This window comes from Pseudomonadota bacterium, assembly GCA_039196715.1.
GTDB lineage: Bacteria > Pseudomonadota > Gammaproteobacteria > CALCKW01 > CALCKW01 > CALCKW01.
On sequence record JBCCUP010000012.1, the window covers coordinates 57741 to 79204 of the forward strand.

At 65.1% G+C, this 21464-nt stretch carries 20 protein-coding genes; 14 read left to right on the top strand and 6 right to left on the bottom strand.

Going from position 1 to position 21464, the window contains the following annotated elements; genetic code table 11:
* Positions 1–22: 22 nt before the first annotated feature.
* The 5 genes from AAGA11_06655 to AAGA11_06675 all read right to left on the bottom strand — a co-directional run bounded on the left by AAGA11_06655 (position 23) and on the right by AAGA11_06675 (position 5544).
* Positions 23–1072: a DUF1513 domain-containing protein gene (locus AAGA11_06655; protein MEM9602524.1), complete on the bottom strand. Its 1050-nt coding sequence runs from the start codon at positions 1070–1072 to the stop codon at positions 23–25.
* Complete coding sequence (locus AAGA11_06660) at positions 1073–1882, bottom strand: hypothetical protein (protein MEM9602525.1); 810 nt, start codon at positions 1880–1882, stop codon at positions 1073–1075.
* On the bottom strand, positions 1882–3282 hold the full coding sequence (locus AAGA11_06665) for a di-heme oxidoredictase family protein (GenBank protein ID MEM9602526.1): 1401 nt from the start codon (positions 3280–3282) through the stop codon (positions 1882–1884). The genes AAGA11_06660 and AAGA11_06665 overlap by 1 nt, the downstream gene beginning before the upstream one ends.
* Before the next feature lie 3 nt (positions 3283–3285).
* Positions 3286–4476 carry an imelysin family protein gene (locus tag AAGA11_06670; protein MEM9602527.1) on the bottom strand — a complete coding sequence of 397 codons (1191 nt, stop codon included), beginning with the start codon at positions 4474–4476 and terminating at the stop codon, positions 3286–3288.
* Between the two features lie 78 nt (positions 4477–4554).
* Positions 4555–5544, bottom strand: a complete 990-nt coding sequence (locus AAGA11_06675; protein ID MEM9602528.1) for an ATP:cob(I)alamin adenosyltransferase — start codon at positions 5542–5544, stop codon at positions 4555–4557.
* A 218-nt stretch (positions 5545–5762) separates the two neighbouring features.
* Between AAGA11_06675 and AAGA11_06680 the strand changes: the two genes are divergently transcribed.
* Positions 5763–6677 (top strand): sterol desaturase family protein, encoded by a 915-nt coding sequence (locus AAGA11_06680; protein MEM9602529.1) that lies wholly within the window; start codon positions 5763–5765, stop codon positions 6675–6677.
* A 5-nt stretch (positions 6678–6682) separates the two neighbouring features.
* Here the strand turns inward: AAGA11_06680 and AAGA11_06685 are convergent, their stop codons facing one another.
* Positions 6683–7768 carry an alanine racemase gene (locus tag AAGA11_06685; GenBank protein ID MEM9602530.1) on the bottom strand — a complete coding sequence of 362 codons (1086 nt, stop codon included), beginning with the start codon at positions 7766–7768 and terminating at the stop codon, positions 6683–6685.
* Positions 7769–8041: 273 nt separating this feature from the next.
* On the opposite strand from AAGA11_06685, the gene AAGA11_06690 reads away from it, so the two are divergent.
* The 13 genes from AAGA11_06690 (at position 8042) to AAGA11_06750 (ending at position 20314) form a co-directional block, all read left to right on the top strand.
* A complete protein-coding gene (locus tag AAGA11_06690) occupies positions 8042–9607 on the top strand; it encodes a hypothetical protein (GenBank protein ID MEM9602531.1) in 1566 nt (521 codons plus the stop codon).
* Entirely contained in the window at positions 9604–10305 is a 702-nt protein-coding gene (locus AAGA11_06695; protein ID MEM9602532.1) for a WbqC family protein, read from the top strand. Before AAGA11_06690 ends, AAGA11_06695 begins: the two co-directional genes overlap by 4 nt.
* A gap of 109 nt (positions 10306–10414) precedes the next feature.
* Positions 10415–11053, top strand: a complete 639-nt coding sequence (locus tag AAGA11_06700) for a class I SAM-dependent methyltransferase (protein ID MEM9602533.1) — start codon at positions 10415–10417, stop codon at positions 11051–11053.
* The gene (locus AAGA11_06705) at positions 11050–11715 is read left to right on the top strand and encodes an acetyltransferase (protein ID MEM9602534.1); all 666 of its coding nucleotides are present in this window, start codon (positions 11050–11052) and stop codon (positions 11713–11715) included. The genes AAGA11_06700 and AAGA11_06705 overlap by 4 nt, the downstream gene beginning before the upstream one ends.
* Entirely contained in the window at positions 11712–12632 is a 921-nt protein-coding gene (locus AAGA11_06710; protein ID MEM9602535.1) for a hypothetical protein, read from the top strand. Before AAGA11_06705 ends, AAGA11_06710 begins: the two co-directional genes overlap by 4 nt.
* Positions 12625–13059, top strand: a complete 435-nt coding sequence (locus AAGA11_06715) for a GtrA family protein (GenBank protein ID MEM9602536.1) — start codon at positions 12625–12627, stop codon at positions 13057–13059. The genes AAGA11_06710 and AAGA11_06715 overlap by 8 nt, the downstream gene beginning before the upstream one ends.
* On the top strand, positions 13056–13928 hold the full coding sequence (locus AAGA11_06720) for a class I SAM-dependent methyltransferase (GenBank protein ID MEM9602537.1): 873 nt from the start codon (positions 13056–13058) through the stop codon (positions 13926–13928). The genes AAGA11_06715 and AAGA11_06720 overlap by 4 nt, the downstream gene beginning before the upstream one ends.
* Before the next feature lie 4 nt (positions 13929–13932).
* Positions 13933–16176, top strand: a complete 2244-nt coding sequence (locus tag AAGA11_06725; protein ID MEM9602538.1) for a hypothetical protein — start codon at positions 13933–13935, stop codon at positions 16174–16176.
* A complete protein-coding gene (gene rffA, locus AAGA11_06730) occupies positions 16173–17348 on the top strand; it encodes a dTDP-4-amino-4,6-dideoxygalactose transaminase (protein ID MEM9602539.1) in 1176 nt (391 codons plus the stop codon). Before AAGA11_06725 ends, rffA begins: the two co-directional genes overlap by 4 nt.
* Before the next feature lie 141 nt (positions 17349–17489).
* A complete protein-coding gene (locus tag AAGA11_06735; protein MEM9602540.1) occupies positions 17490–18455 on the top strand; it encodes a glycosyltransferase family 2 protein in 966 nt (321 codons plus the stop codon).
* A complete protein-coding gene (locus tag AAGA11_06740) occupies positions 18452–19267 on the top strand; it encodes a phytanoyl-CoA dioxygenase family protein (GenBank protein MEM9602541.1) in 816 nt (271 codons plus the stop codon). Before AAGA11_06735 ends, AAGA11_06740 begins: the two co-directional genes overlap by 4 nt.
* A gap of 164 nt (positions 19268–19431) precedes the next feature.
* Positions 19432–19773, top strand: a complete 342-nt coding sequence (locus AAGA11_06745) for a helix-turn-helix transcriptional regulator (protein MEM9602542.1) — start codon at positions 19432–19434, stop codon at positions 19771–19773.
* Between the two features lie 91 nt (positions 19774–19864).
* Positions 19865–20314, top strand: a complete 450-nt coding sequence (locus AAGA11_06750; protein MEM9602543.1) for a prepilin-type N-terminal cleavage/methylation domain-containing protein — start codon at positions 19865–19867, stop codon at positions 20312–20314.
* The last annotated feature ends 1150 nt before the right edge of the window (positions 20315–21464 follow it).

A 21464-nucleotide genomic window follows, 5' to 3' on the forward strand; every position in this document is an offset into this window, starting at 1 on the left:
CTGCAACCGATGCCGGTGGCAATCAGCTCTCGAGGCAGCTGAGGTGGTTGTCAAAAGCGAGGTCGAACCGCCGTTTGCGCCCGCCGTGCACAACCAGGCGACCGAGGCCGTCGCTCAACACGGTGCCCACCGGGCTGACAGCGACGCCGGACACGTCGGTGTGCATGTTCACGGCGATCCGCTCGCCGAGCCGCAGCACCGAGGCGCTCGGTGCGCTCGTGGCAATCACGTCGCCGTGCCCCTGCCAGCGGACATCACCCAGGTACCCTTGCAGCGTGTGGTGCAGGCCGTGCTGCCAACTCGCCGCTTGCAGCGGGCCACCAATGGGGTTCTCGAGCCACACCAGCGCCGTGTCGACACCGGCGGCGGCACCTGCAGGCACTTGCGCGGCGACAACCGCGCGCCCGGTGTTGTCGAGATCCAGGTGTCGCAAACTCAAGCCTGGTTCGGCCACGTGCTGGCTGATACGTTCGCCTGTCAACGACAGGCGAACGAGCGAGCTGGCGAAATGAGCTGCGTTTGTCACCTCGCGTCGCCGCACGGGGTGCGTTTGCAACCCGCCGTTGCAGACGACGAGATGGCGGTGGCGAGGGTCGAAGGCGATGGCGTGTGGCCCGATACCGTGTGTGTCCAGTGCACCGCTGAACCGCGGCTCTCGGGCGAAGGTATCCACCACCAAAACCGCGCCACGGCTTGTGTTCGTGTGTTGCGCGCTGCAGTAGAGAAACTGCGGGTTCTCGGCAAACACCGCGTGTCCGGTGAAAAAGTATCCGGCTGGCGGTCTGAGCAGGGTGTGGTGGTCAGTGCGTCGATTCCAGAGCAGCAACCAGTCGCCCGGGCGGCGCGCCGGGGCGGCGCACCACGGCGTCTCCGGCGACACCGCCACGTGGTGACCGCGTCCCGGCAACGGGATCAGCCGCAGGGTGCCGTCGCGCCAGTCGATTTCAGCGAGGTGGTGCGAGCCCGTGCGGTCTCGCGCGCAGGAATAGACCCGAAACGCGGCGGTCTGCTGGGCCGGCGCCAGCGTAGGGAGCGCCAGTATGGGCGCTGCCAACAGGGCACGGCGTCGCATTCAGTCGCCGTCTGACGCGTTGAAACCCGCGCCGATCTGCCAGGTTGCAAGCACGGCATCAAACGCTTCGAGCAGCGTGTCGGGCGGCAGCTCGCCGGCTTGCCTGAGCACCTGCAGCGAGCGCGCGGCGAGGGTGTTCTGGCTGGCCCGAACGGCGTAAAAGCCCTGATCGGGTGCGCCGGCAAAGAACACGGTGTTCGCGCGGGACAAGACGACATCGGCGGGCTCGTCCAGCTCGCGCTCGGGATCGAGCAGGGCGCGCAGGGGCTCCACGAGACGTTGTGAGACGGCGTGCAGGACGTCGAGTTCATCGAAGAAGGCCCCGCTGCCGTCCGGCGACGTCCACTCCGTTGCCACGGCGTCCAGCAACATTCGGAAGGCGGCAGGCTCCGCCACGGCAGCGACGCGGGGAGCCAAAGCGCCCGCGCGGTCACAATCGGTGCTCGCGTCCTCGATCAGCGCGAGCAGGGGCAGTGTGGGCGGTGCACCCGGATCAGACCAGCCGGCGAGGGTCTGTTGTTGCTTCGGGCTCAGCGCGTAGCGACCGAGGCGTTCCCGTGCGTGGTGTGAGCGCATCGGTGGCAACGACCACAGCGGAGACATGCGTTTCCATCGGGCTGTCCACATCGCTGTTTGACGCGCATCGCAGGGGTCGGCCAGCCAACGGTCCGCGTCCGTGCGCCAGGCGGTGAGCTCCGGTCGCACGTAGTCCACCACCAGCCCGTTGAGCAGGCGCGCCAGAGGTGTGGGCTCGGCAGCCTGTACGGGGGCAAACGCGAACCACAGCAACACCAGGCCACAACGTCGCATCACAGGCTCTCCACAAAGGCCACAAGGTCCGTCATGGCGTCCGAATCGAGGGCAAAAAAGGCCGTCGCGCTGGCCTCGGCTTCGCCGCCGTGCCACGCGACCGCTTCGCTGACGCCGTCTGCGCGGCCGTCGTGCAACAGCCTGAGGTGTCCGTTGACATCGCGTATCCGTCCGAGACCCCAGAGCGGCGGTGTTCGCCACTCCGCGCTGCTCGCGACGGTGCCGGGGGCGCCATCATCGAGACCCGCACCCATGTCGTGCAGCAGCAGGTCGGTGTAGGGGTAGATGGTCTGGTTCGCCAGCGCCGGGAACGCACTGGGCCCGGTTTGCCAGCGTGGCGTGTGGCACACCGCGCAGCCGACCTCATGGAACAGGGTCTCGCCGCGCACGATGTGACTCGCGTCGGCGTCCGGCCGGTGCGGCGGTGCGAGGTGACTCGCGTAGAACGTGACCCAGCGCATCATCTTGTCACTGACTTCGACACCGTCCTCGCCCGGTCCGTGCGGCGCATGTCGGCAGTCGCGTTGTTCAGCTGTGCAATCACCCGCCGCGTGCGGGCGGGCCGGCGTGCTAAGACCCATGTCGGTGAGGAAGGCAATGCTGCTCTGGTCGCGCACGGTGGGCGAGTGGGCCTTCCAGCCGAAGCGGCCGAGACTGCCATCGGGCAGGGCGGCTGCGCGTCCGCTCACGCCGTCGTCGTCGCGGTCGTCGGGATCGGCCTGAGCGCGAATCGCATCAGCCGGGATGGCTTCGAGCAGGCCCAGTCCAATCATCTGGGGCGCGACGCGCAGGCTGACTCGTGTGTCGGGGTCGAGTGGTCCCTGCGCCAGCGCCGAGACGCCGATGCCCCACCGCGTGAGCGTCTGGCCGTGGCGCAGGACAGACTCCGGCTCGACGTTGAGGCGCCCTTCGGCCGCGAGGCCCGGCACGCCGAAATCCTGCAGCTGGGCTCCGTACACCGGGTCGCCGCCCTGTCCGTCGTGCGCGCGCAGCGCGAGCACGCTGCCGCTGACACCGAGCACGGGCAGCACGCCGGGCGGCGCGCCCCGCCCGTCCTTGACATGGCAGCGTTGGCAGGAGCGGGCGTTGTAAAGCGGACCGAGACCGTCGCTGCTCGCGGTGCTGGCCGGGCTTGCAACCCAGCGTTTGCGAAAGATCGCGTTGCCGAGGGTGAACGCCATGCGCTCGGATGCGGGCAGGTTTGTCGACGCGTGCGAAAAGCTCTGCCGGTTGTCCGCACGGGTGTGGGTGGTGTGACCCCCCGGTAAACGGGGTTCCGCCGTCAGCGCGCCGGCCAACGCGGCGCCGATCAGGGCGACACACACCACCGCCGGGCGCGTGTGGCGGGCCCCGGCGGTGCATGTCGACGTTGGCGTGGCGCGTCCCAGAGACACGCGCACGGATCAGAACTCGCTGAGCGCGTCTGAGTCGAGGGTGTCCATGCCGGACACGCCAAGCCGTGTCGCGCTGCGCTCAATGGCACGGGTCAGGTCGACCAGCGACTCGACCGCGGTGCGGACCACGGCGTTGCCCTCGGCGTTGCCTTCGCCAATCAGGACGTCGAACGCATTGCCGGCAGTTGCGGAGTCGACCATCGCCAGCATCGCCCCGTTGGCCTGTTCGAAGCGTTGTGCCATGAGTTCGGCTGTGCGCTCGTCACTGGCAGCCACCAGGTCGGCAATCGACGGGCCCTCGAGCACACTGCCGTCGATGCGCGTGTAGGAACCGGTGTAGAGGTTCTCGATGCCGACGAGGTCGTTGTAGTGCGAGGCGTGGGTGTTGTCGCTGAAGCAGTCGTGTTCCTCTTCCGGGTCGTGCAACTGCAGCCCGAGGTTGATGCGCTCGCCGGCGAGTTCGCCGTAGGCGAGGCTGCCCATGCCCGTGAACAAGGCAGCAACGGCCGCGTTGTCGTCGAGCCCGGTCAGTGCCGCGCGGGCTTCGCCGCCGTCCGCCCAGGCGTCAACAGCGTCCTGCAGGTCCGTCAGCAGCAGCTCGGTCGCCGCCTCGAGGTAGGCACGACGGCGGTCACACGGCGCGTTGGTGCACGCCTCGAGTGAAAAGTCGCTGGCCGCTCGTTCGCCGGCACCCGGCTGTGTGCCGTTGAGGTCCTGACCCCAGAGCAGAAACTCGATTGCGTGGTAGCCGGTCGCGACGTTCGACTCGATGCCGTCGAGTTCCTGAAGCGTCTCGCCGAGCAGTGCCGGTGTGATCGCAGCAGCGTCAATCTGCTGGCCGCCGATGGTCGGTTGGGCGTTGGCGATGATGTTCAGGCCGCCGTACGGGTTGTCCTCGCTCGCACCGTCGCCGGCGATGTAGTCGATCAGCCCCTCGTCGAGCGGCCAGGCATTGACCTTGCCCTCCCAGTCGTCGACCCAGGGGTTGCCGAACCGGAAGGTCTCGGTCTGCTGGTAGGGCACGCGGGCCGCCACCCAGGCGTCGCGTGCCGCGTTCAAGGTGCTGTCAGAGGGCGCCGCGAGAAAGGCGTCGATCGCGCTGCTCATGGTTTGCGCCGATGTCAGCGAATCGCCGTACACGGCCGCAGCCAGGGCGGCGGCGTGGTCGACCACCGCGCGTTGCGTGGGCGCGCTGCTCATGGCGACGGCGTGCGTGCTGACTGCAGAGAGAAGGATAAGGGGGACGCTGGCGCGAAGGCTGGTCATGTTCAGTACCGCTCAGTTGGCTTCGAAAGACTGGGTCAGGCGTTCCACCAGGGGCACGGTGGCATCGCTGAAGGGTTGGTTCAGGAATAACACAGGCGTACCACGTTGTCGACAGAAGTCAAACGCCTGCTCGGAACGCATGGTCGATTCGGTGTCACACACGACCACGTCGGCCTCGGCGATGTGGTCCAGCAGCTGCGCGTCGTGTGCCTGGCACAGCCGCCAACTCGGGTGGTCGGACGGGCCGCGGAACACACAGGGGCCACTGCTTTCATCATCTCGGACGCAGAGCACGCAGGCCCGGACATCGCTTGCAGTTTGGGGGTCTACCACGGTCGTGGCGGTCGGCCCGTCTGGTCCCGAGGCCACACTGGTGCGCAAGTCGACAATGTGCCTTTGCGCGGCAGCGAGACGCTCGACCCACCGTGTGGTTTCCCGCGCGTGCAGTGTGGCGAGGCTCTGGGCCTCCCGCTTCACACGACTGAGCTCGGCTTGCAACTCGGCAATCCGATTCTCACACGCCGCGATGTGCTCCTTATGTGCAGACACCTCGCGTGCCGTGTTGTGTCCCAACATGTGCAAATCGGAACCCGCTCGTTGGATCAGCTCGTCGGTGACACGGGGGTGCGTGAGCAGGGCCCACCACGCCCCCGGGCTGCGGCCTTCGTCGTGCAGCTGGGCCCACAAGCGTGCGAGTTGCTCGGGTCGCCGCACGGCCCCGAAGAGCGCGACTTCGTGGTGGTACTCGGCGTCGAGCCAATCCGTGTACCACGCGGTGAACGGGTGGTCGGCAATCTGCGACGCCTGAATGGCCCACGCGTGGCGGACGCCAGGGTTGTTCGGCGGGTTGGTGACGAACCACGCCATGACGTTTCGTAGCGTCTGATCATCCAGCGTCAGCCCGACCAGGTAGCACAGCGCGCCTGAATCAAGTGTGTGTAGGCCCCGGCGCTCCAGCGTCAGGTGGGTCACGGTCGCGGAGGGGTTTTGCGGTGTGTCCATCGGTTTGTCCGGGGAGAAGTACGGTGGATTGACGTGCACGCTACCCTACATTAATGCAAATGATAATAATTCGCAATTGAAAATTGCCTGTGTGTCAGTAAGAGGTGGTCAAAGCCGGGCGATTCTGCGTGACAGGCTCGCGCCACACGCAGACCTCGATGGGGAGTTTCTGTGGGTGACGCACCCCGCGACCGACGGGCGCACAAGCCGCTGGTCCGGTGTCGTTGTCGCCTGTGTTCGACTGGCCGCCACGGCCGCTGGCCTGGCTGCGGTGGGTCAGCCGATACTGGGTGGCACTCGGCTCGGTGACGGTTTCGTTCGGCCTCGCCTGGTGCGTGTTCGCCGCCCTGCAGCTCGACAGGGCCGAGGTGCGGACGCTGGAGGCCGCCGGGGTGGCACAGCTCCGGTTGCGCAACGCGCTGTTGTTGGCCGTGGTCGCGGGCGGCCTGCGCCTCGGGTTCATCACGCTCAAGGGGCAGGGGCGGCAACGCAAATTCGATCACCGCGAGCAGGCGCGGGACAGCCGCGCGTTCACCTTTCGCAACCAGGTGCATGACAAGGTGTTCTGGTCACTCGCCAGCGGCGTCACGGCCTGGATCGTCTGGGAGGCGTTGATTGTCCGGGCCGCGGCCAACGGCCAAGCGCCGTCATTCCGACTCGCAGACAACCCGGTCCGGTTTGCGCTCTGGTTCGTGTTGATCCCGCTCTGGTCGAGTTTCCATTTCTACGGGATCCACCGGCTGCTGCACTGGCCGCCGTTCTGCAAGCTGGCGCACAGCCTGCACCACCGCAACTTCAACATCGGACCGTGGTCGGGCATCCCGATGCACCCGATCGGAACGCTGATGTCCTTCTCGTCGCTCGCGGTACACCTCGTGGTGCTCTCGCACATGACCCACGTCTGGTTCCACGCCTGTGTGCAGGGCCTGAGCCCGGCCTTCTCGCACTCGGGCTTCGAGTCCATTGTGGTCGGCGAGCGCCAGCCGATGCGCGCGGGCGATTTCTTTCGCCAGCTGCACCACCGCCACTTAAATTACAACTGCGGCAAGGCAGAGGTGCCCCGGGACCGGGTGTTCGGTTCCTTCCACGATGGCACGGAGCACGCAACCCCGCGCCGCAGCAGCGAGTCGTAGCGGGGCTACACCAGCTTGCCGCGTGCGGCGACCGGGATCACGTCGACGATCTCGTCGCCGCGCACGGCGACCAGCTGGTCGAGCATGTTGACGACCACGCAAACGTGGTTGGGCACCACGCGCACGACGTCGCCGACGGCCGGTTTGTCGTTGCAGGCCGAGAGGTCGAGGAAGCCGTGCTCCTCGGCGAACTTGTGGATGCGTGCGCCAGGGTGTTCGAGGATGTCACCGTGCCCGTCCAGGCCGCCGCCGGTGTCGCTGGTCAGCGTTTTGGAGCCCGCATCGAGGATGCCGCGTTCGGCGCCCGCGCGGCTGACCACGGTCGTGTAGACCGTCAGGGCACAATCGGCCGGTGTGGCCACGCCCGCCCGGACCATCATGCGGTCGTTGAAGATGCAGGTGCCGGCGCGGTGTTCGGTGGCACCTTCGAGCGAGCCGATGTGGGCGAAATTCGGTGTGCCACCGGTCGACACGATCGCAGCGGTCAGGCCGCGGTTCTGCAAGCCTTGCACTACGGTGTCGTGGAAGCGTTGCGTCGCGGGCCACCCGTCGAGCGGCGGGTAGTACATCAAACCGGCGAAGCGAAGGTGCGGGTCGGCCTCGATCGCGTCGATCAGCGCCAGCGCTTCGTCGGGGGTTTCGACGCCCGCACGGTGCTGACCGGTGTCGCATTCGACCACCACATCGAGCGGCCGCTCGGCATCGGCGGCGGCCTGGCTGTAGGCTGTGAGCGTCACTGAGCTGTCGGCGCACACGGTGAGTGCCGTGCGCCGCTGCAGGTCTGCAAGCGCGCCACAGCGCGCGGCACCGAGCAGGTTGGTCGCGATCAGGATGTCCTCGATGCCGGTGGCCGCCATCACCTCGGCTTCGCCGAGCTTCTGGCAGGTGATACCGGTCGCGCCGGCGTCGAGTTGCCAGCGCGCAAGCAAGGGCGACTTGTGCGTCTTGATGTGCGGGCGATTGGCAACACCGGCTGCGTCGCAGCGGTGTTGTGCGGTGGCGATGTTGCGTTCGACCACATCGAGGTCGATGACGGCACAGGGGGTGCCGAAGCGCACGGCCACGGCCTGTTTGAGCGCGTCTGCGTTCACGGATGTTCCTCGTTTGATAGTCGGGCCGACCAGTGTAAGCAACTGTCGTCACCGGCGCCTGCGTGCACCGTGTCGCGGGGCCCTTTCGACTCGCACCGGAGGCCTGTGTACTACTATTCGGAGGTACGCCAGATGTCTGTGCGAACGTGGGATCGCGCACGGACCTTGCGCGTGTCCTGGCGGGTCGCTGTACGGCGCAATGCGCGATCGTCTCAATACGCCGTCACACGTTCAATTCGGATTCACACTGTACCGCTTCCGGTTGCCAACACCATGAACCACACACGCACGCAGGACAGCCGCTCGACGCTCGGGTTGATGGCGGTTGCGGGCGTCACGGTGCTGCTGCTGTTCTGGTGGCAGGGCAACAAAGGAATCAACCTCTGGGATGAGGGCTTCCTGTGGTACGGCGCGCAGCGCGTGTTGCTCGGCGACGTGCCTATTCGCGATTTTATGGCCTACGACCCGGGCCGCTACTACTGGACAGCGCTCGGCTTGGCCCTGATGGACAGCAACGGCATCATGGCCGTGCGCGCTGCGGTGGCAGTGTTTCAGACGCTCGGTTTGTGTGCCGGACTGCTGTTGATCGCGAAGTCGCTGCCGGCGGGAAACCGCTCCAGCGCCGTGTTTCTCGCAATCTCGTTGGTGACGCTGCTGGTGTGGATGTACCCCCGGCACAAGCTGTTCGACATCACCCTGTCCCTGGTGTCAACCGGTGCTTTGACCTACCTGATCAGCAAACCCGTGCTGCGCCGCTTTTTCCTCTGTGGCCTGTGTGTCGGTCTCGTGGCGGTGTTTGGTCGCAATCACGGTGTGTACGCTGCAGTGGCGAGCCTCGCGGCGATCGGGTGGCTCTCGATCGGCGGGGCGACAGACGTGCCTCTTGTGCGCCGCGTCTTCGTGTGGGGGCTCGGCGTCACGTTGGGGTTTGTGCCCGTCATTTTGATGGTGTTGGTGGTCCCGGGATTTGCCTTGGCGTTTTGGAACAGCATCGTGTTTCTGTTTGAGGTGCAGGCGACGAACCTGCCCTTGCCGATACCCTGGCCGTGGAGGGTGCCAGTCTCGGTGTTGCCCACAGGGGAGGCCGTACGCCAGCTTCTGATAGGGGTGTTCTTCATCGCGATTCCAGCGTTTTCGCTCGCGGCCCTGGCCTGGGTCACGTACCGGCGGTGGGCCGGTCTCGGGGTGGAGCGCGCACTTGTGGCATCGGCTTTTCTGGCCTTGCCGTACGCCCACTTCGCCTATTCCCGCGCTGACGTCGGCCACCTGGCGCTCGGGATTTTTCCGGCGTTGGTCGGCGCCCTGGTCTGGCTGTCGGGGCGAACACCGGTGCTGAAATTCGCGGCCTCCGCTCTGCTGTGCTTGGCCAGCGTCTGGGTCATGTACATCTACCACCCGGGCTGGCGCTGCCTGGCTGTTCACCCGTGCGAGAGCGTGGATGTGGCCGATCAGCGGATCCTGGCCCACCCAATCAACGCCCGTGAAATCGCAGAACTGCGTCGCCTCGCTGAGGCGTTTGCGCCAGACGGGCGATCGGTGTACGTCGCGCCGTTTTGGCCAGGCGCCTACGCGCTGCTCGAACGTGAAGCGCCTAACTGGGAGATCTACGCGTTGTTCCCCCGCAGTCACGCGTTCGAACAGGCGGAGATTGCGCGTATCCGCGCCGCCGACCCGGGCATGGCCTTCATCCTTGATTTCGCGCTCGACAACCGCGACGACTTGCGTTTTAAGAACACACACCCGCTGACCGACGCATTCGTGCGCACCCACTTCGAACGCGTGGCCTTTCCCGACGTCGAGGCGTATCAGATCTACCGGGCACGATCGGTTGCCGAATGAGCAAGACCGTCGCGATTGTCCAGTCGAATTACATACCCTGGAGGGGCTATTTCGACCTCATCGCCGCGGTCGACGAGTTCGTCCTCTACGACGACATGCAGTACACGCGACGGGACTGGCGCAACCGCAACCGCATCAAGACCGCTGACGGCCTGCGGTGGTTGACGGTGCCGGTGCGGGTCAAGGGAAAGTACCACCAGCGCATCCGTGACACCGAGATCGACGGCACCGCGTGGGCGGCCAAACACTGGCATGCCCTCGAACAGAACTACCGCCGCTCTGCGTGCTTTGCGGACGTGGCCGAATGGCTCGAGCCGATCTACCGCGGCGCGCCGCCCACGCACCTCTCGACGCTCAACCGCCAGCTGATCGAGGCGGTGTGCCGCGTGCTCGGGATCAACACGACGATCAGCAATTCCTGGGACTACGCCGCCGAGGGCGACCGGTCCGAGCGGTTGGCCAGCCTGTGCCAGGCGGCCGGCGGCAGCGTTTATGTGTCCGGGCCGGCGGCCAAGGCCTACCTGGACGAGAACGTGTTCGCGCGCGCCGGCATCGAGGTCCGGTGGTTCGACTACGCGGGTTACCCGGCGTACCCGCAACTCTGGGGAGACTTCGAACACGGCGTCAGCGTGCTCGACCTGTTGTTCAACTGCGGGCGTGACGCCCCGCACAGCATGAGGTTCGTGACATGCCCCTGAGTGGCGCGTGTACGCCGGCTGACGGCGCGGTGGCGAGCAGGGCAGTTAGCGCCCACGCGACGCAACCCGACGTGCCAGTGTGTCGGCCGAGCCGATGGGGCAGTGCGGCATGACGGATACCCGAGACGGCCTGATCGACCAGGTCTCGCGCTACTACGCCGGCAAGATCGCCGAGCACGGTGAGACGCCACGCGGGGTCGATTGGAATGACGAGGCCGGCCAGCACGCCCGCTTTGCCGAAGTGTGCAAGGTCATCGAGCCGGACCGCGACGGCTTTTCGCTCAACGACCTCGGCTGCGGCTACGGGGCGCTGCTCGACTACCTGCTGAGCCGCCATTCGGGTGTCCGCTACCACGGCTTCGACGTGTCGAGCGAGATGCTCGACAGCGCACGCACACGTTGGCAGTCTCAACCGGACGCGACGTTCACCGCCGCGTCGACGCCGACCCGCGAGAGCGACTACGGGGTCGCCAGTGGCATATTCAACGTGCGCCTGAACCGCGCCGACGACGAGTGGCGTGCCTACATGCTCGACACACTGGACGCGCTGGACGCGACCAGCCGGCGCGGCTTCGCGTTCAACTGCCTGACGTCCTACTCGGATCCCGACAGGCAGCGGGATGACCTCTACTACGTCAACCCGGGTGAGGTATTCGACATTTGCAAGCAGCGGTATGCCCGCAACGTGGCGCTGCTGCACGACTACGGTCTCTACGAATTCACTGTCATCGTGAGGAAAACCGTATGACCACCGAGCTCGTCATTTTCGGCACGGGTGACATCGCGCAACTGGCTCACCACTATTTCAGTGCTGACTCCGGTTACACCGTGGTCGGTTTCACGGTCGACCGGGACTACCTGCCGGGCGGCGACTTCTGTGGCTTGCCCGTGGTCGCCTTCGAGGACCTCGCTGACCGTTTCCCGCCGGCGCACTGCGACCTGTTCGTCGCGCTGAGTTACGCCAAGCTGAACCGTGTGCGCAAGGAAAAGTTCGATGCGGCCAAAGCCCTCGGCTACACCCTGGCGAGTTACATCAGCACGCGGGCCTCGATCCTCAACGGGGAGGCGTTCGGCGAGAACTGTTTCATCCTCGAAGACAACACGGTGCAGCCCTTCGTTGTCGTTGGCGACAACGTCACGATGTGGAGCGGAAACCACATCGGCCACCATTCGACGATCGGCGACCACACCTTCATCGCGTCCCACGCGGTCATCTCGGGGGGCGTGACGGTGGGTGAGCAGTGCTTTCTCGGGGTCAACGCCACCCTGCGCGACCACATCAGCGTGGGGGACCGCTGCGTGATCGGCGCTGGCGCCTTGCTGCTCGCGGACGCGGAACCGGAGGGTGTGTACATCGGCCAGGCCACCGAGCGGGCGCGCGTGCCGAGCACGCGGCTGCGCAACCTGTGACACGACGCTGGCGAAAGCACGGCCGGGTGTATGTGCCGGACGCACGGCGACCGCACCCGAAACTCCGCTCGCACGCGGCCAACCCCTTGCCGGTCCACCTCGAGGGTGATGTTTACCGCGTGTTCTACAGCGGTCGTGATCAGCACAACCGCTCCTCGGTGGGCGCCGTCGACATCAGCGTCTCGACCGGGCGCGTGGAGGCCGAGCACGCCGAGCCGGTGTTCGAGCACGGTCCCGCTGGCAGTTTCTTCGCCGACGGGGTCAGTATTGCCAATTGCTACACGGTGGGCCAGACCCGCTACATGTTGTTCATGGGTTGGCAGGCACCCGCTGACGCGCATTGGCGCGGCGACATCGGACGGCTGTGCCTCGACGCGGACCTCGGCTTGCGGCTCGACTCGGACGCCCCTCTGCTCGGCGTGGACCCGGTCGATCCGATCAGCCTGTCCTACCCGTGGGTCCTGCCGCGCCCAGGCGGTGGATACGACATGTGGTACGGCTCGACCCGCAGTTGGGACGCCGGCAACGGCGAAATGCTGCACACCCTGCACCACGCGCACTCTAAGGATGGCCACCACTGGACGCGCACCGGGCTCGCTGTGCCCTACACGCTGGGCACGGCCCAGGCGTTTTCACGGCCCACGGTGGTGCCGGGCGAGTCAGGTGGCCTGGACATGTGGTTTTCGTACCGCAGCGGTGCAGGTGAAGCCTACCGGATCGGTTACGCCCACAGCGCTGACGGCACCCACTGGGTGCTCGCGCTCGACGAGGCCGGCATCACGGTATCGGACAGCGGATGGGACGCCGAGATGGTTGCCTACCCCTACGTGTTCGACCACGGTGACACACGCCTGATGCTCTACAACGGCAACGGCTACGGCAAGTCGGGTTTCGGTCTGGCGGTGCTCGATGATTGAGGCCCTGCGGCGCGGCGTGCGCGGCCCGGTGTTCCAACAGCTGCTGCGCTACGGCATCGTCGGCGTGCTCACCAATGTTGGCGGCTATGCAGTCTACCTGCTGCTGACCTGGGTCTGGGCGTCGCCGAAGGTGGTCATGACAGGCCTGTATGTTGCTGGCGCCGTGGCTGCATTTTTTGCCAACCGCCGGTTCACTTTCAACAACGACGGACACATCGGTCGAGCAGGGGGACGCTACCTGATTGCCCACGTGTTGGGGTACCTGGTTAACCTGTGCCTGCTGCTGGTGTTTGTCGACAGCCTGGGCTTCCCGCACCAGGCGGTGCAGGCGGTCGCCATCGTCGTGGTGGCGGTGTTTCTGTTCTTTGTGTCACGGTGGTACGTCTTTCAGTCGACACCATCCCAGTCCAACCCGGAGCGAAGATGAAGCGTTGTCTGGCCTGCCACACGGCGTTCGACACCGAGAGCTGGACCTGCCCTTCATGTGGGTTCGCACCGAAGCGCCTGGACGGCTTCCTCGCGCATGCGCCTGCGTTGGCCGAGGGCGGGGGCGGGTTCAAGCCGCACTATTTTGCGAAACTCGCCGAGTTGGAAGCGAAGAACTTCTGGTTCCGCTCGCGCAACGAACTCATCCTCTGGGCGCTCGGTCGCCACGCGCCCGGTGCGCACAGTGTGCTCGAGATCGGCTGCGGCACCGGCTATGTCCTCTCCGGCATGGCGGCGGCGTACCCGCAGCTTGCACTGTGCGGTTCGGAGATCTTCATGTCCGGCATCCCGTTCGCCGCCGAACGCCTGCCGACCGCCGAGCTGATGCAAATGGACGCACGGCAGTTGCCCTTTGTCGACGCCTTTGACGTGGTCGGGGCCTTCGACGTGCTGGAGCACATCGACGAGGATGAGGCGGTGCTGGCCCAGGTCTGGCAGGCGCTCAAACCGGGCGGCTGTGTGATGCTGTCGGTCCCGCAGCACCCGCGGCTCTGGAGCGTGACCGACGACTACGCCTGCCACGTGCGGCGATACCGGCGCGGGGAGTTGGAGGCCAAGGCGGAGCAGGCCGGGTTCACTGTCGAACGCAGCACATCCTTCGTCACCGTGTTGTTGCCCCTGATGGCGGTGTCGCGGGCTCGACTGCGCCACGCCGACGGCGATTTCGACCCCGCCACCGAACTCGAGATCAACCCGGTGATCGACCGCGCGCTCTACGCCTTGCTGGCACTCGAACGCCGGGTGATCGGACTCGGTGTCAATCTGCCGGTCGGCGGGTCGAGGCTGGTCGTGGCCCGGAAACCGGGGTAAACCGGTGAGTGTCCTGTCGGTCACGACCTACAGAGCGGCATTCCTCTGGTACGCGCTGCTCATGGCGGTGTTGTTCGCCGTTTTCGTGCGCGATGTGGTCGCACCGCACCGCCAACAGATCGAAATCGGTGCGCCGGTCACGACAGGCAATCCGCCCATGCTGGAGAACCGCAAGTTCAACGACTACGCGCTGGCGTACGTGCCCGAGGTGGCCGAACACATGCGTGCACCGCGGTCCGGCTGGCTCGCCCTGTGGACCGACGCGACCGAGATGGGCCGGCCGCTGTACCACCTCTCGGCGTTCAGTCCCGCGTACCCGGTTGCCTGGGCGGTCGCGGCACTCACCGACAGTCCGTGGCGCTTTATCACCACGATCACGCTGCTGTTCTGCGCGCTCGGAGGGCTGTTCATCGTGCTCTTTGCGCGCGAGCTCGACGCCGACCCGGCGGCGGCGCTGATTGGCGGCGTCAGCTTTGCCGCGTCGCCCATGCTCATGTACTGGCTGAGTTTTCCCATGTTCACCGCAGTGTGGTGCTGGGCGGCAGGGGCGTTGTGGGGCCTCGCACGCCTGCACAGGCGCGGGGATCTGGTGGCTTGGGCGGCAATCGCCTTCAGCGGCTACAGCGCCCTGATGACCGGCTACCCGCAACCGGTGGTGTTCAAGATCTACCTGCTCGGCGGCTATGCGCTGTGGTTGGCAGCCTCGCTCGCGGCAACCGACGCGCGGTCCGCGGTGCGATTCGCCACGCAGGCCGCGTCGGCCATCCTGGTCGGCGCACTGTTAGCCCTGCCGGTATACCTCGACATCGCCGTGGCTGCGGTGGAGTCGACCCGGCTCCACACCGACACCGAATTCTTCCTCGCCGTGTTACCGACCCTCGAGGGAATGGAAGGGGTGGTTCGAATGTTGTCGCTGACGGTGTTTCCAGAGGTGTTTGGCAACCCGATTTCGTCGCAGTATCCCGCCGACTACAACGGCCATAGCCTGACTGCGCTAGCGGGTGTGTTCATCGTGCTGGCGGTGTTCGCCTCGCTGCGTGACACCTGGGGTTGGTGGCTTGCCGTGCTGGTGTTGTTGGCCCTGGCCTTCATTCACCCGCTGTACGCCTTCGGTGTTGAACACCTCGGTTTTAACCTGTCTCGCAGTACGCCGCTCGGCAGCATCCTGTTGCCGATGACGGTCATCCTCGTGCTGTCGGTCGACGCCGCACTCAGGCGATCAGGCGCGGTCGGGCGTGCGATGGCGGTGTCGGTCGGCCTGATCGGGCTTTGCCTGGTAGTCGCTGTACTCTACGGCCGACACGCGGGTTGGCCAACACGCTGGGGCTTCGTTTTGATCACCTGTGCGGTGCTGGCGGTGCTTGTTCCGTACCGGGGTCAAGTGCACCGCGTGGGTGTGCTGGCGGCACTGATCATGACACTTGTCAGCACGGCCTTTCCGTTGATGATTCGGCAGCGACCCGAGACCATTGCAGTGAACTCGCCGTTCGTGGACGCGGTGCGTGCGGCCTTGCCAGCAGGCAGTCGTTACCTTGTTGCAAGCCCGGAAATGCGATTCATGCCGCCCAACCTGAACGCTGGCCTCGGCTTGCCGTCACTGCACAGCTACAACAGTCTGTCAGCGCGGCGGTACCACACTCACATCGAGGCATTGGGTGGCGGCGTGAGCACCCACGGCCGTTGGAATGGCTTCGTGTCACCCTCGCTAGGCGATTCGGCGCTCTGGATCAGCAACGTCGGCCTCCTGTTGTCAATCGATCCGCTCGACGACCCCGGGCTCGAGCAGATCGGCACGCAAGCGGGTGTGCACTTGCACCGCGTGCGTGATCGCATGGGCGAGGCCATTCAGGTGCGGGTCACCCGGTCCGACCGAGACGGTGCCGGGCTCGCCCTTGGCGACCCGCGCGATCGGGCATGGTGGCCGGTTGAGAAGCACCTAGATCTCGGCGACCGCGTCGCATTCCACGTGAGTACTGACGGCCCGATGGCGTTGGTGTTGAGCCAGAAGTACCACCGGCACTGGCGGGCCAAGGCGCTGACCACCGCAGGCTGGCAAGACGCCGAAACGGTGCCAGTGAATCAAGTCTTTCAAGGGGTGTTGCTTGCGCCGGGAGTCAAAGAGGTACAGCTCGACTTTGTGCCGTATGTGCGCCACGCCTGGATTGCACACGTGTTCTGGTCGCTGCTGCTGTTGGCCGCTGTGCTAAGGTTTTTCGGAGTCCGGCGCGCCGGGACAGGAACGCCATGAGCAAGACACCCGATCGCATCCCTTTCAACTGGCCGCACACGACGGGCAAGGAGCTCAAGCACATTGCCGAGGCCTATGCCAGCGGCATGCTCGCGGGAGACGGTCCGTACACGAAGCAGTGCCACGCCTGGCTGGCGTCTCGCACCGGGACCGCGTCGGCGTTGTTGACGCACTCGTGCACCGCTGCGCTCGAGATGGCTGCGCTGCTGCTGGACATCGAGCCGGGCGACGAGATCATCATGCCGTCCTACACCTTTGTCTCGACGGCCAACGCCTTTGTCTTGCGCGGCGGTGTGCCGGTGTTTGTTGACATCCGGCCCGACACACTCAACCTCGATGAGACGCTGATCGAATCGGCCATCACACCGCGGACGCGCGCCATCGTGCCGGTGCACTACGCCGGTGTGGCCTGTGACATGGACGCGATTCTCGCCATCGCGTCGCGCCACGACCTGCGCGTGGTCGAGGACTCCGCGCAGGGTGTCATGGCGCAGTACAAGGGCAGGGCGCTCGGCAGTCTGGGCGACCTCGGCACCTACAGCTTTCACGAGACCAAGAACGTCATTTCCGGGGAGGGCGGTGCGCTCCTGGTCAACGACGCTGCGCTGGCGACCCGCGCCGAAATCATCCGCGAGAAGGGCACCGACCGCAGTCGCTTCTTCCGCGGCGACGTGGACAAGTACACCTGGCAGGACGTCGGCTCCTCGTTCTTGCCCGGTGAGCTGATCGCCGCGTTTCTCTGGGCGCAACTGTCCGAGGCGGACCGCATCACCGAAGAACGCCTGGTGGCGTGGAACCGCTACCACGCCCTGTTGGCGCCGTTGGAAGCCGAGGGCGTGCTCAGGCGACCGGTCATCCCGGCCGACTGCACGCACAACGCGCACCTGTATTACGTTCTGTTGGCCGCGGAGGTCGACCGCGCACAGGTGCTCAGCGCGCTTCAGGCCCAGCAGATCGGTTCGGTGTTCCACTATGTGCCGTTGCACACCTCGCCGGCCGGCGCGCGCTTCGGCCGTGCACACGGCGAGCTCGCAGTGACGAACCGCGAGTCCGCCCGGCTGATTCGTTTGCCGCTGTGGTCGGGGTTGACGCCGAGCCACCAGGCGCGGGTGGTCGAGGCGTTGACCGCTGCGGCGCGCGTGCCGGCGCGGACGCCTGCGGCCACGTCCTGACACGCGCCGCTCAGCGGTCTCAACGCCGGTCGACTACACTGAAAGCGCACGGTGGACGCGTCTGGCTGCCGGGCGGCGTGTCGCCTGCCGGGACCCGTGCCGTCGGCTGCGCCCACTCCACGCGACCCGTTGACGAGCCGTATGAAGCTTTCCATCGTATCGACCCTGTACTGTTCCGAGCGGTACATCCACGCGTTCTGCGCGCGCGCGAGCGCGGCCGCCGAGCAGCTTGTCGGTGGCGACTACGAAATCGTGTTGGTCAACGACGGTTCGCCCGACAGCAGCCTGGCCGTGGCCACGGCACTGGCACAAGACAACCCGCACCTGGTGGTTGTGGACCTTTCGCGGAATTTCGGTCACCACAAGGCCATGATGGCCGGCTTGGCACACGCCCGTGGTGACAGCGTCTTTCTGCTCGACAGCGACCTCGAGGAAGAGCCGGAATGGCTGCTGAGGTTCAGCGCGCAGCGGGACGCCGAGGCCTGCGACGTCGTGTTCGGTGTGCAGTCACGTCGAAAAGGCAACGCGTTCGAACGGCTCAGTGGCCACTGCTATTACTACGTCTACCGGAAGCTGACGCGGCTGGATCTGCCGCGGGACCTTGTGACTGCGCGGCTGATGTCACGGCGCTACGTCGACGCTCTGCTCAGCCACGAAGAGCGCGAGGTGCTCATTTCCGGCCTCTGGCACATCACCGGTTTCGAACAACGTCCGTGCACAGTGCAGAAGCTCGCCACCAGCGACACCACGTACACGCTGGGCAAGAAGCTCTCGGTTTTTGTCAACTCTGTCACCTCGTTCAGCAACACGCCGTTGATCGCGATCTTCTACGTCGGTGTGTTCATCTTCTTTTTCGCGATGCTGTACACGGCGTACATCGTCGTGCAGTGGCTGTTCATGGCCCGCCCGGTGGACGGTTGGACCTCACTGATCGCGTCGATCTGGTTGCTGGGCGGCATGAAGATCTCCTTCATCGGCGTGGTGGGGATCTACCTCTCGAAAATCTTCTCAGAAACCAAGCGGCGGCCGAACACCATCGTGCGTGCCGTGCACACGTATCCGGCTGCGCTCGGCGCCGGCGGTGATGTCAGGGAGGGCAGCCCATGAGTGTTGAACCGGAAAGCCGATACGGGGTGCTTTTTCAGGACGAAGCCGATTCGGTCGTCGCGGAACATGTCGAATCGGTGCGTCGGCTCGGCTACACGGTGGTCGACGCCGGTCTGGACGAGGCGCAGCGCCAGGCGGTGGCTGACGCCTTCGACGAGACGCACGCCGCGTACGTCGCGCGATGGGGAGAGCAGGCGCTGCGCGAAGCAGGGGAGTTCCACACGATCCGGGCCCCGCTCACCCTGGCCCGATCAGCCTTTCTGCCGCTGGCGACCAACCGGCCGTTGATGGAGGTGTTGCAGCAGCTGATTGTCGGCACCTTCATACTCAACCAGCAAAACGGCATCATCAACCCACCCAACGAGGTCTACAGCCAGCGGCACTGGCACCGGGACCTGCCGTACCAACACTTTGTATCGAGCACGCCGCTCGCGTTGAACGCCTTGTATTGTGTGGATGACTTCACGCTCGAGAACGGGTCGACCTCGGTGCTGCCGGCGTCACACCAGAGCGCGAACTTTCCGTCGGACAGCTACGTGCACCGGCACCAGCACCAGGTGGAGGCAAAGGCGGGCCAGTACATCCTGCTCGATTGCATGGTTTTCCACAAAGGCGGCTTCAACACCACGCAGCGCGCCAGACGTGCGGTAAACCACGTCTACACCATCCCGTATGTCAAGCAGCAGGTTCGCTTTGCGGACAACGTCGACACCGCAGACTTGTCGGACGATGAATGTGCACTGTTGGGACTGACCACCCTCGAACCGCTGTCGGTGGAAGCCTACCTCCGTGGCCGTGGTATCGGCACCTGAGCGTTGCATGGGGATGCGATCCGCGCCACAGCGTGTAGCGTGACGGCGCAGCATGCAGCCACCGGCCTGACGCGGTTGACACGCACGGGTGCGTCGTTTGTTGAAACGCGGCGTGGAGCGTGGATGGTAAACTTGTTGGCTTAACTGACAGCGCAGGTCGAGACATGCCAACGCTACACGAGCGCCTGAAACGGGCGCGCGAGGACAACGAACTCAGCGTCACCGAGGTCTGCCGAATCATCGGCGTCAAAGCGGATTCGTACAAGAAATGGGAGTCGGGTGCGGTCGCCCCACGCGCGAACAAACTCCTGATGCTCGCGGGCGTGTTCAACGTGGCACCGGCGTGGCTGCTGGACGGTGACGACGAGTACCTGCAGGCTCTGGGTCGGGATCAAAGGATTGCGCAGTTGCGCCAGCGACTCGACCACATGCAGGCCATGCAGAACCGTATGCTTGTCATGCTCGACGAACTCACCAGCGATATCGACGAAGTCGACAACGCCTGACACCGCAGGTGCGAGCGTCCGCGCGGCCTGAACCCGCTGCACTCAAGATTGTTCGTCCACTGCCGATGTCGTCGCTTGGGAGGGCTATCTCATGACAGCAACACAGCGGCGCGGCTTCACACTCATCGAGCTCTTGATCGTGATCGCGGTCATCGGCATCCTCGCGTCCATTGCGGCGCCGAGCTACCGCAGCTACGTGCAGCAAGCGACGGTGTCCCAGGCCTACGGCATGATGCAGGGCGCGAAAACCCAGGTGCTTGAGACGCTGGCGCTTGGCGCGGCCTTGCCGGCCAACAACGACGAATTCTTCAGTGATCCGGCAGCCGACGCCGATATCCAGCGCATTCACTGGTACTCGGACGGTGCGGGTGCGCGCATCGTGGCGGACTTCGGACCGGGCGCGGGCGAGCTTGAAGACCGGCGGCTGTGGCTGGTGATGGACACGACATCCAGCCCGAGCATCATCCAGTGGCATTGCACGACCCATCCGGGTGCCTCGCTCGGGATTCCAGCGGATGCGTTGCCTACCGAGTGCCGTTGACGCGGGCCAAGGCCAGCAACCTGGCGGGCAGCGTGAGGCGCGCGGGCGCGAGCGATCATGTCATTTCACCGAATCCCGACCCAAACAGATGCACACCGCCGTCACCGGCAGGTGGTTGGCTGTTGGTGGCAATGACACAGATGCGAGACTGAACAAATCGAGTCGAGCCCGGCGTGCGAGCAGTGCACCGCGTGGCGCTTGTCGGAGAGAGGCCGACACTGTGCAGCCGGATCACGGCCACTGCTGTTTGAGGGCACAGTGTACCGTGCATCGCTTGGTGGCCACGGGCACCGAGCCGGGGTAGCACTTCGCCAAGTGACTGATATCGCGCATATTGATATTTAACATAATATATATTATGCGCATATATAGGTATTCCTGTGAGAGCGCCCGCACACCTGCCACCGTGTTCTTGTGGGTCTGGCGCCCAAAAAAACCATCAGGAAATCACACCTATCTTTGGACGTTGACACGGCTGACCCAGCACAAACCTTGTCACCGCGCTTACCCCTGTGGGAGTTTCGTCCTCGCAAAGCGAGACGGAACGAATTAGATGTCCAGCCCAGTACGGTGGCTGAATTCGCCTACTCAGAATCTAGATGCTGTCGCCACGCGTCGATCTCGACTCTTTCAGGATGTGAGCAAACGTTCAATACCACCCGTGAATAAGGCCAAACTGGCCCCATACCGACACTAGCGTTAAAGCGCACAACGGCTCAGAATACGACTGATTCGGGTACCGAACGCCCAAGTCTACGCGGCAAGTGTACGTCGATGATGCCACGGGGAAGCTCATATAAGAGAGCCCTTGCCTGCAGGAACAACTCTTCTTCGCCAACAATCCGACCTAAAGTAGACAGAAGTGCTCTACTTGCTCGAAAACTACTGCTTCTTACGCACTCTTCGACGCAAGAAGGCAACAGTGTTCGAATACCCGAATGACACCAACTCCATCATTTGCCTCGGTGAATCACTGCCCTACTCGACATTCAAGCAGACTAGCCATGTCAGGCAAGACAATATCGTCGCTAGCAAGAACCGCGGCGTGACCTTTGTGTTTGAATTGCAGTGATGGGTTCTACCCCGCCATCTCGGACACTTCAGAAAAGAGCCATAGTGGCCGCTAGGAGTGTTTATGAAGACAAGACGA

What these genes read in the sequence shown, in the direction of transcription:
- AAGA11_06715 (MEM9602536.1), top strand. Translation starts at nt 12,625, where the DNA reads ATGATTGAGGCCCTGCGGCGCGGCGTGCGCGGCCCGGTGTTCCAACAG.
- rffA (MEM9602539.1), top strand. Translation starts at nt 16,173, where the DNA reads ATGAGCAAGACACCCGATCGCATCCCTTTCAACTGGCCGCACACGACG.
- AAGA11_06700 (MEM9602533.1), top strand. Translation starts at nt 10,415, where the DNA reads ATGACGGATACCCGAGACGGCCTGATCGACCAGGTCTCGCGCTACTAC.
- AAGA11_06660 (MEM9602525.1), bottom strand. Translation starts at nt 1,882, where the DNA reads ATGCGACGTTGTGGCCTGGTGTTGCTGTGGTTCGCGTTTGCCCCCGTA.
- AAGA11_06735 (MEM9602540.1), top strand. Translation starts at nt 17,490, where the DNA reads ATGAAGCTTTCCATCGTATCGACCCTGTACTGTTCCGAGCGGTACATC.
- AAGA11_06670 (MEM9602527.1), bottom strand. Translation starts at nt 4,476, where the DNA reads ATGAGCAGCGCGCCCACGCAACGCGCGGTGGTCGACCACGCCGCCGCC.
- AAGA11_06720 (MEM9602537.1), top strand. Translation starts at nt 13,056, where the DNA reads ATGAAGCGTTGTCTGGCCTGCCACACGGCGTTCGACACCGAGAGCTGG.
- AAGA11_06690 (MEM9602531.1), top strand. Translation starts at nt 8,042, where the DNA reads ATGAACCACACACGCACGCAGGACAGCCGCTCGACGCTCGGGTTGATG.
- AAGA11_06745 (MEM9602542.1), top strand. Translation starts at nt 19,432, where the DNA reads ATGCCAACGCTACACGAGCGCCTGAAACGGGCGCGCGAGGACAACGAA.
- AAGA11_06750 (MEM9602543.1), top strand. Translation starts at nt 19,865, where the DNA reads ATGACAGCAACACAGCGGCGCGGCTTCACACTCATCGAGCTCTTGATC.
- AAGA11_06705 (MEM9602534.1), top strand. Translation starts at nt 11,050, where the DNA reads ATGACCACCGAGCTCGTCATTTTCGGCACGGGTGACATCGCGCAACTG.
- AAGA11_06740 (MEM9602541.1), top strand. Translation starts at nt 18,452, where the DNA reads ATGAGTGTTGAACCGGAAAGCCGATACGGGGTGCTTTTTCAGGACGAA.
- AAGA11_06675 (MEM9602528.1), bottom strand. Translation starts at nt 5,544, where the DNA reads ATGGACACACCGCAAAACCCCTCCGCGACCGTGACCCACCTGACGCTG.
- AAGA11_06695 (MEM9602532.1), top strand. Translation starts at nt 9,604, where the DNA reads ATGAGCAAGACCGTCGCGATTGTCCAGTCGAATTACATACCCTGGAGG.
- AAGA11_06655 (MEM9602524.1), bottom strand. Translation starts at nt 1,072, where the DNA reads ATGCGACGCCGTGCCCTGTTGGCAGCGCCCATACTGGCGCTCCCTACG.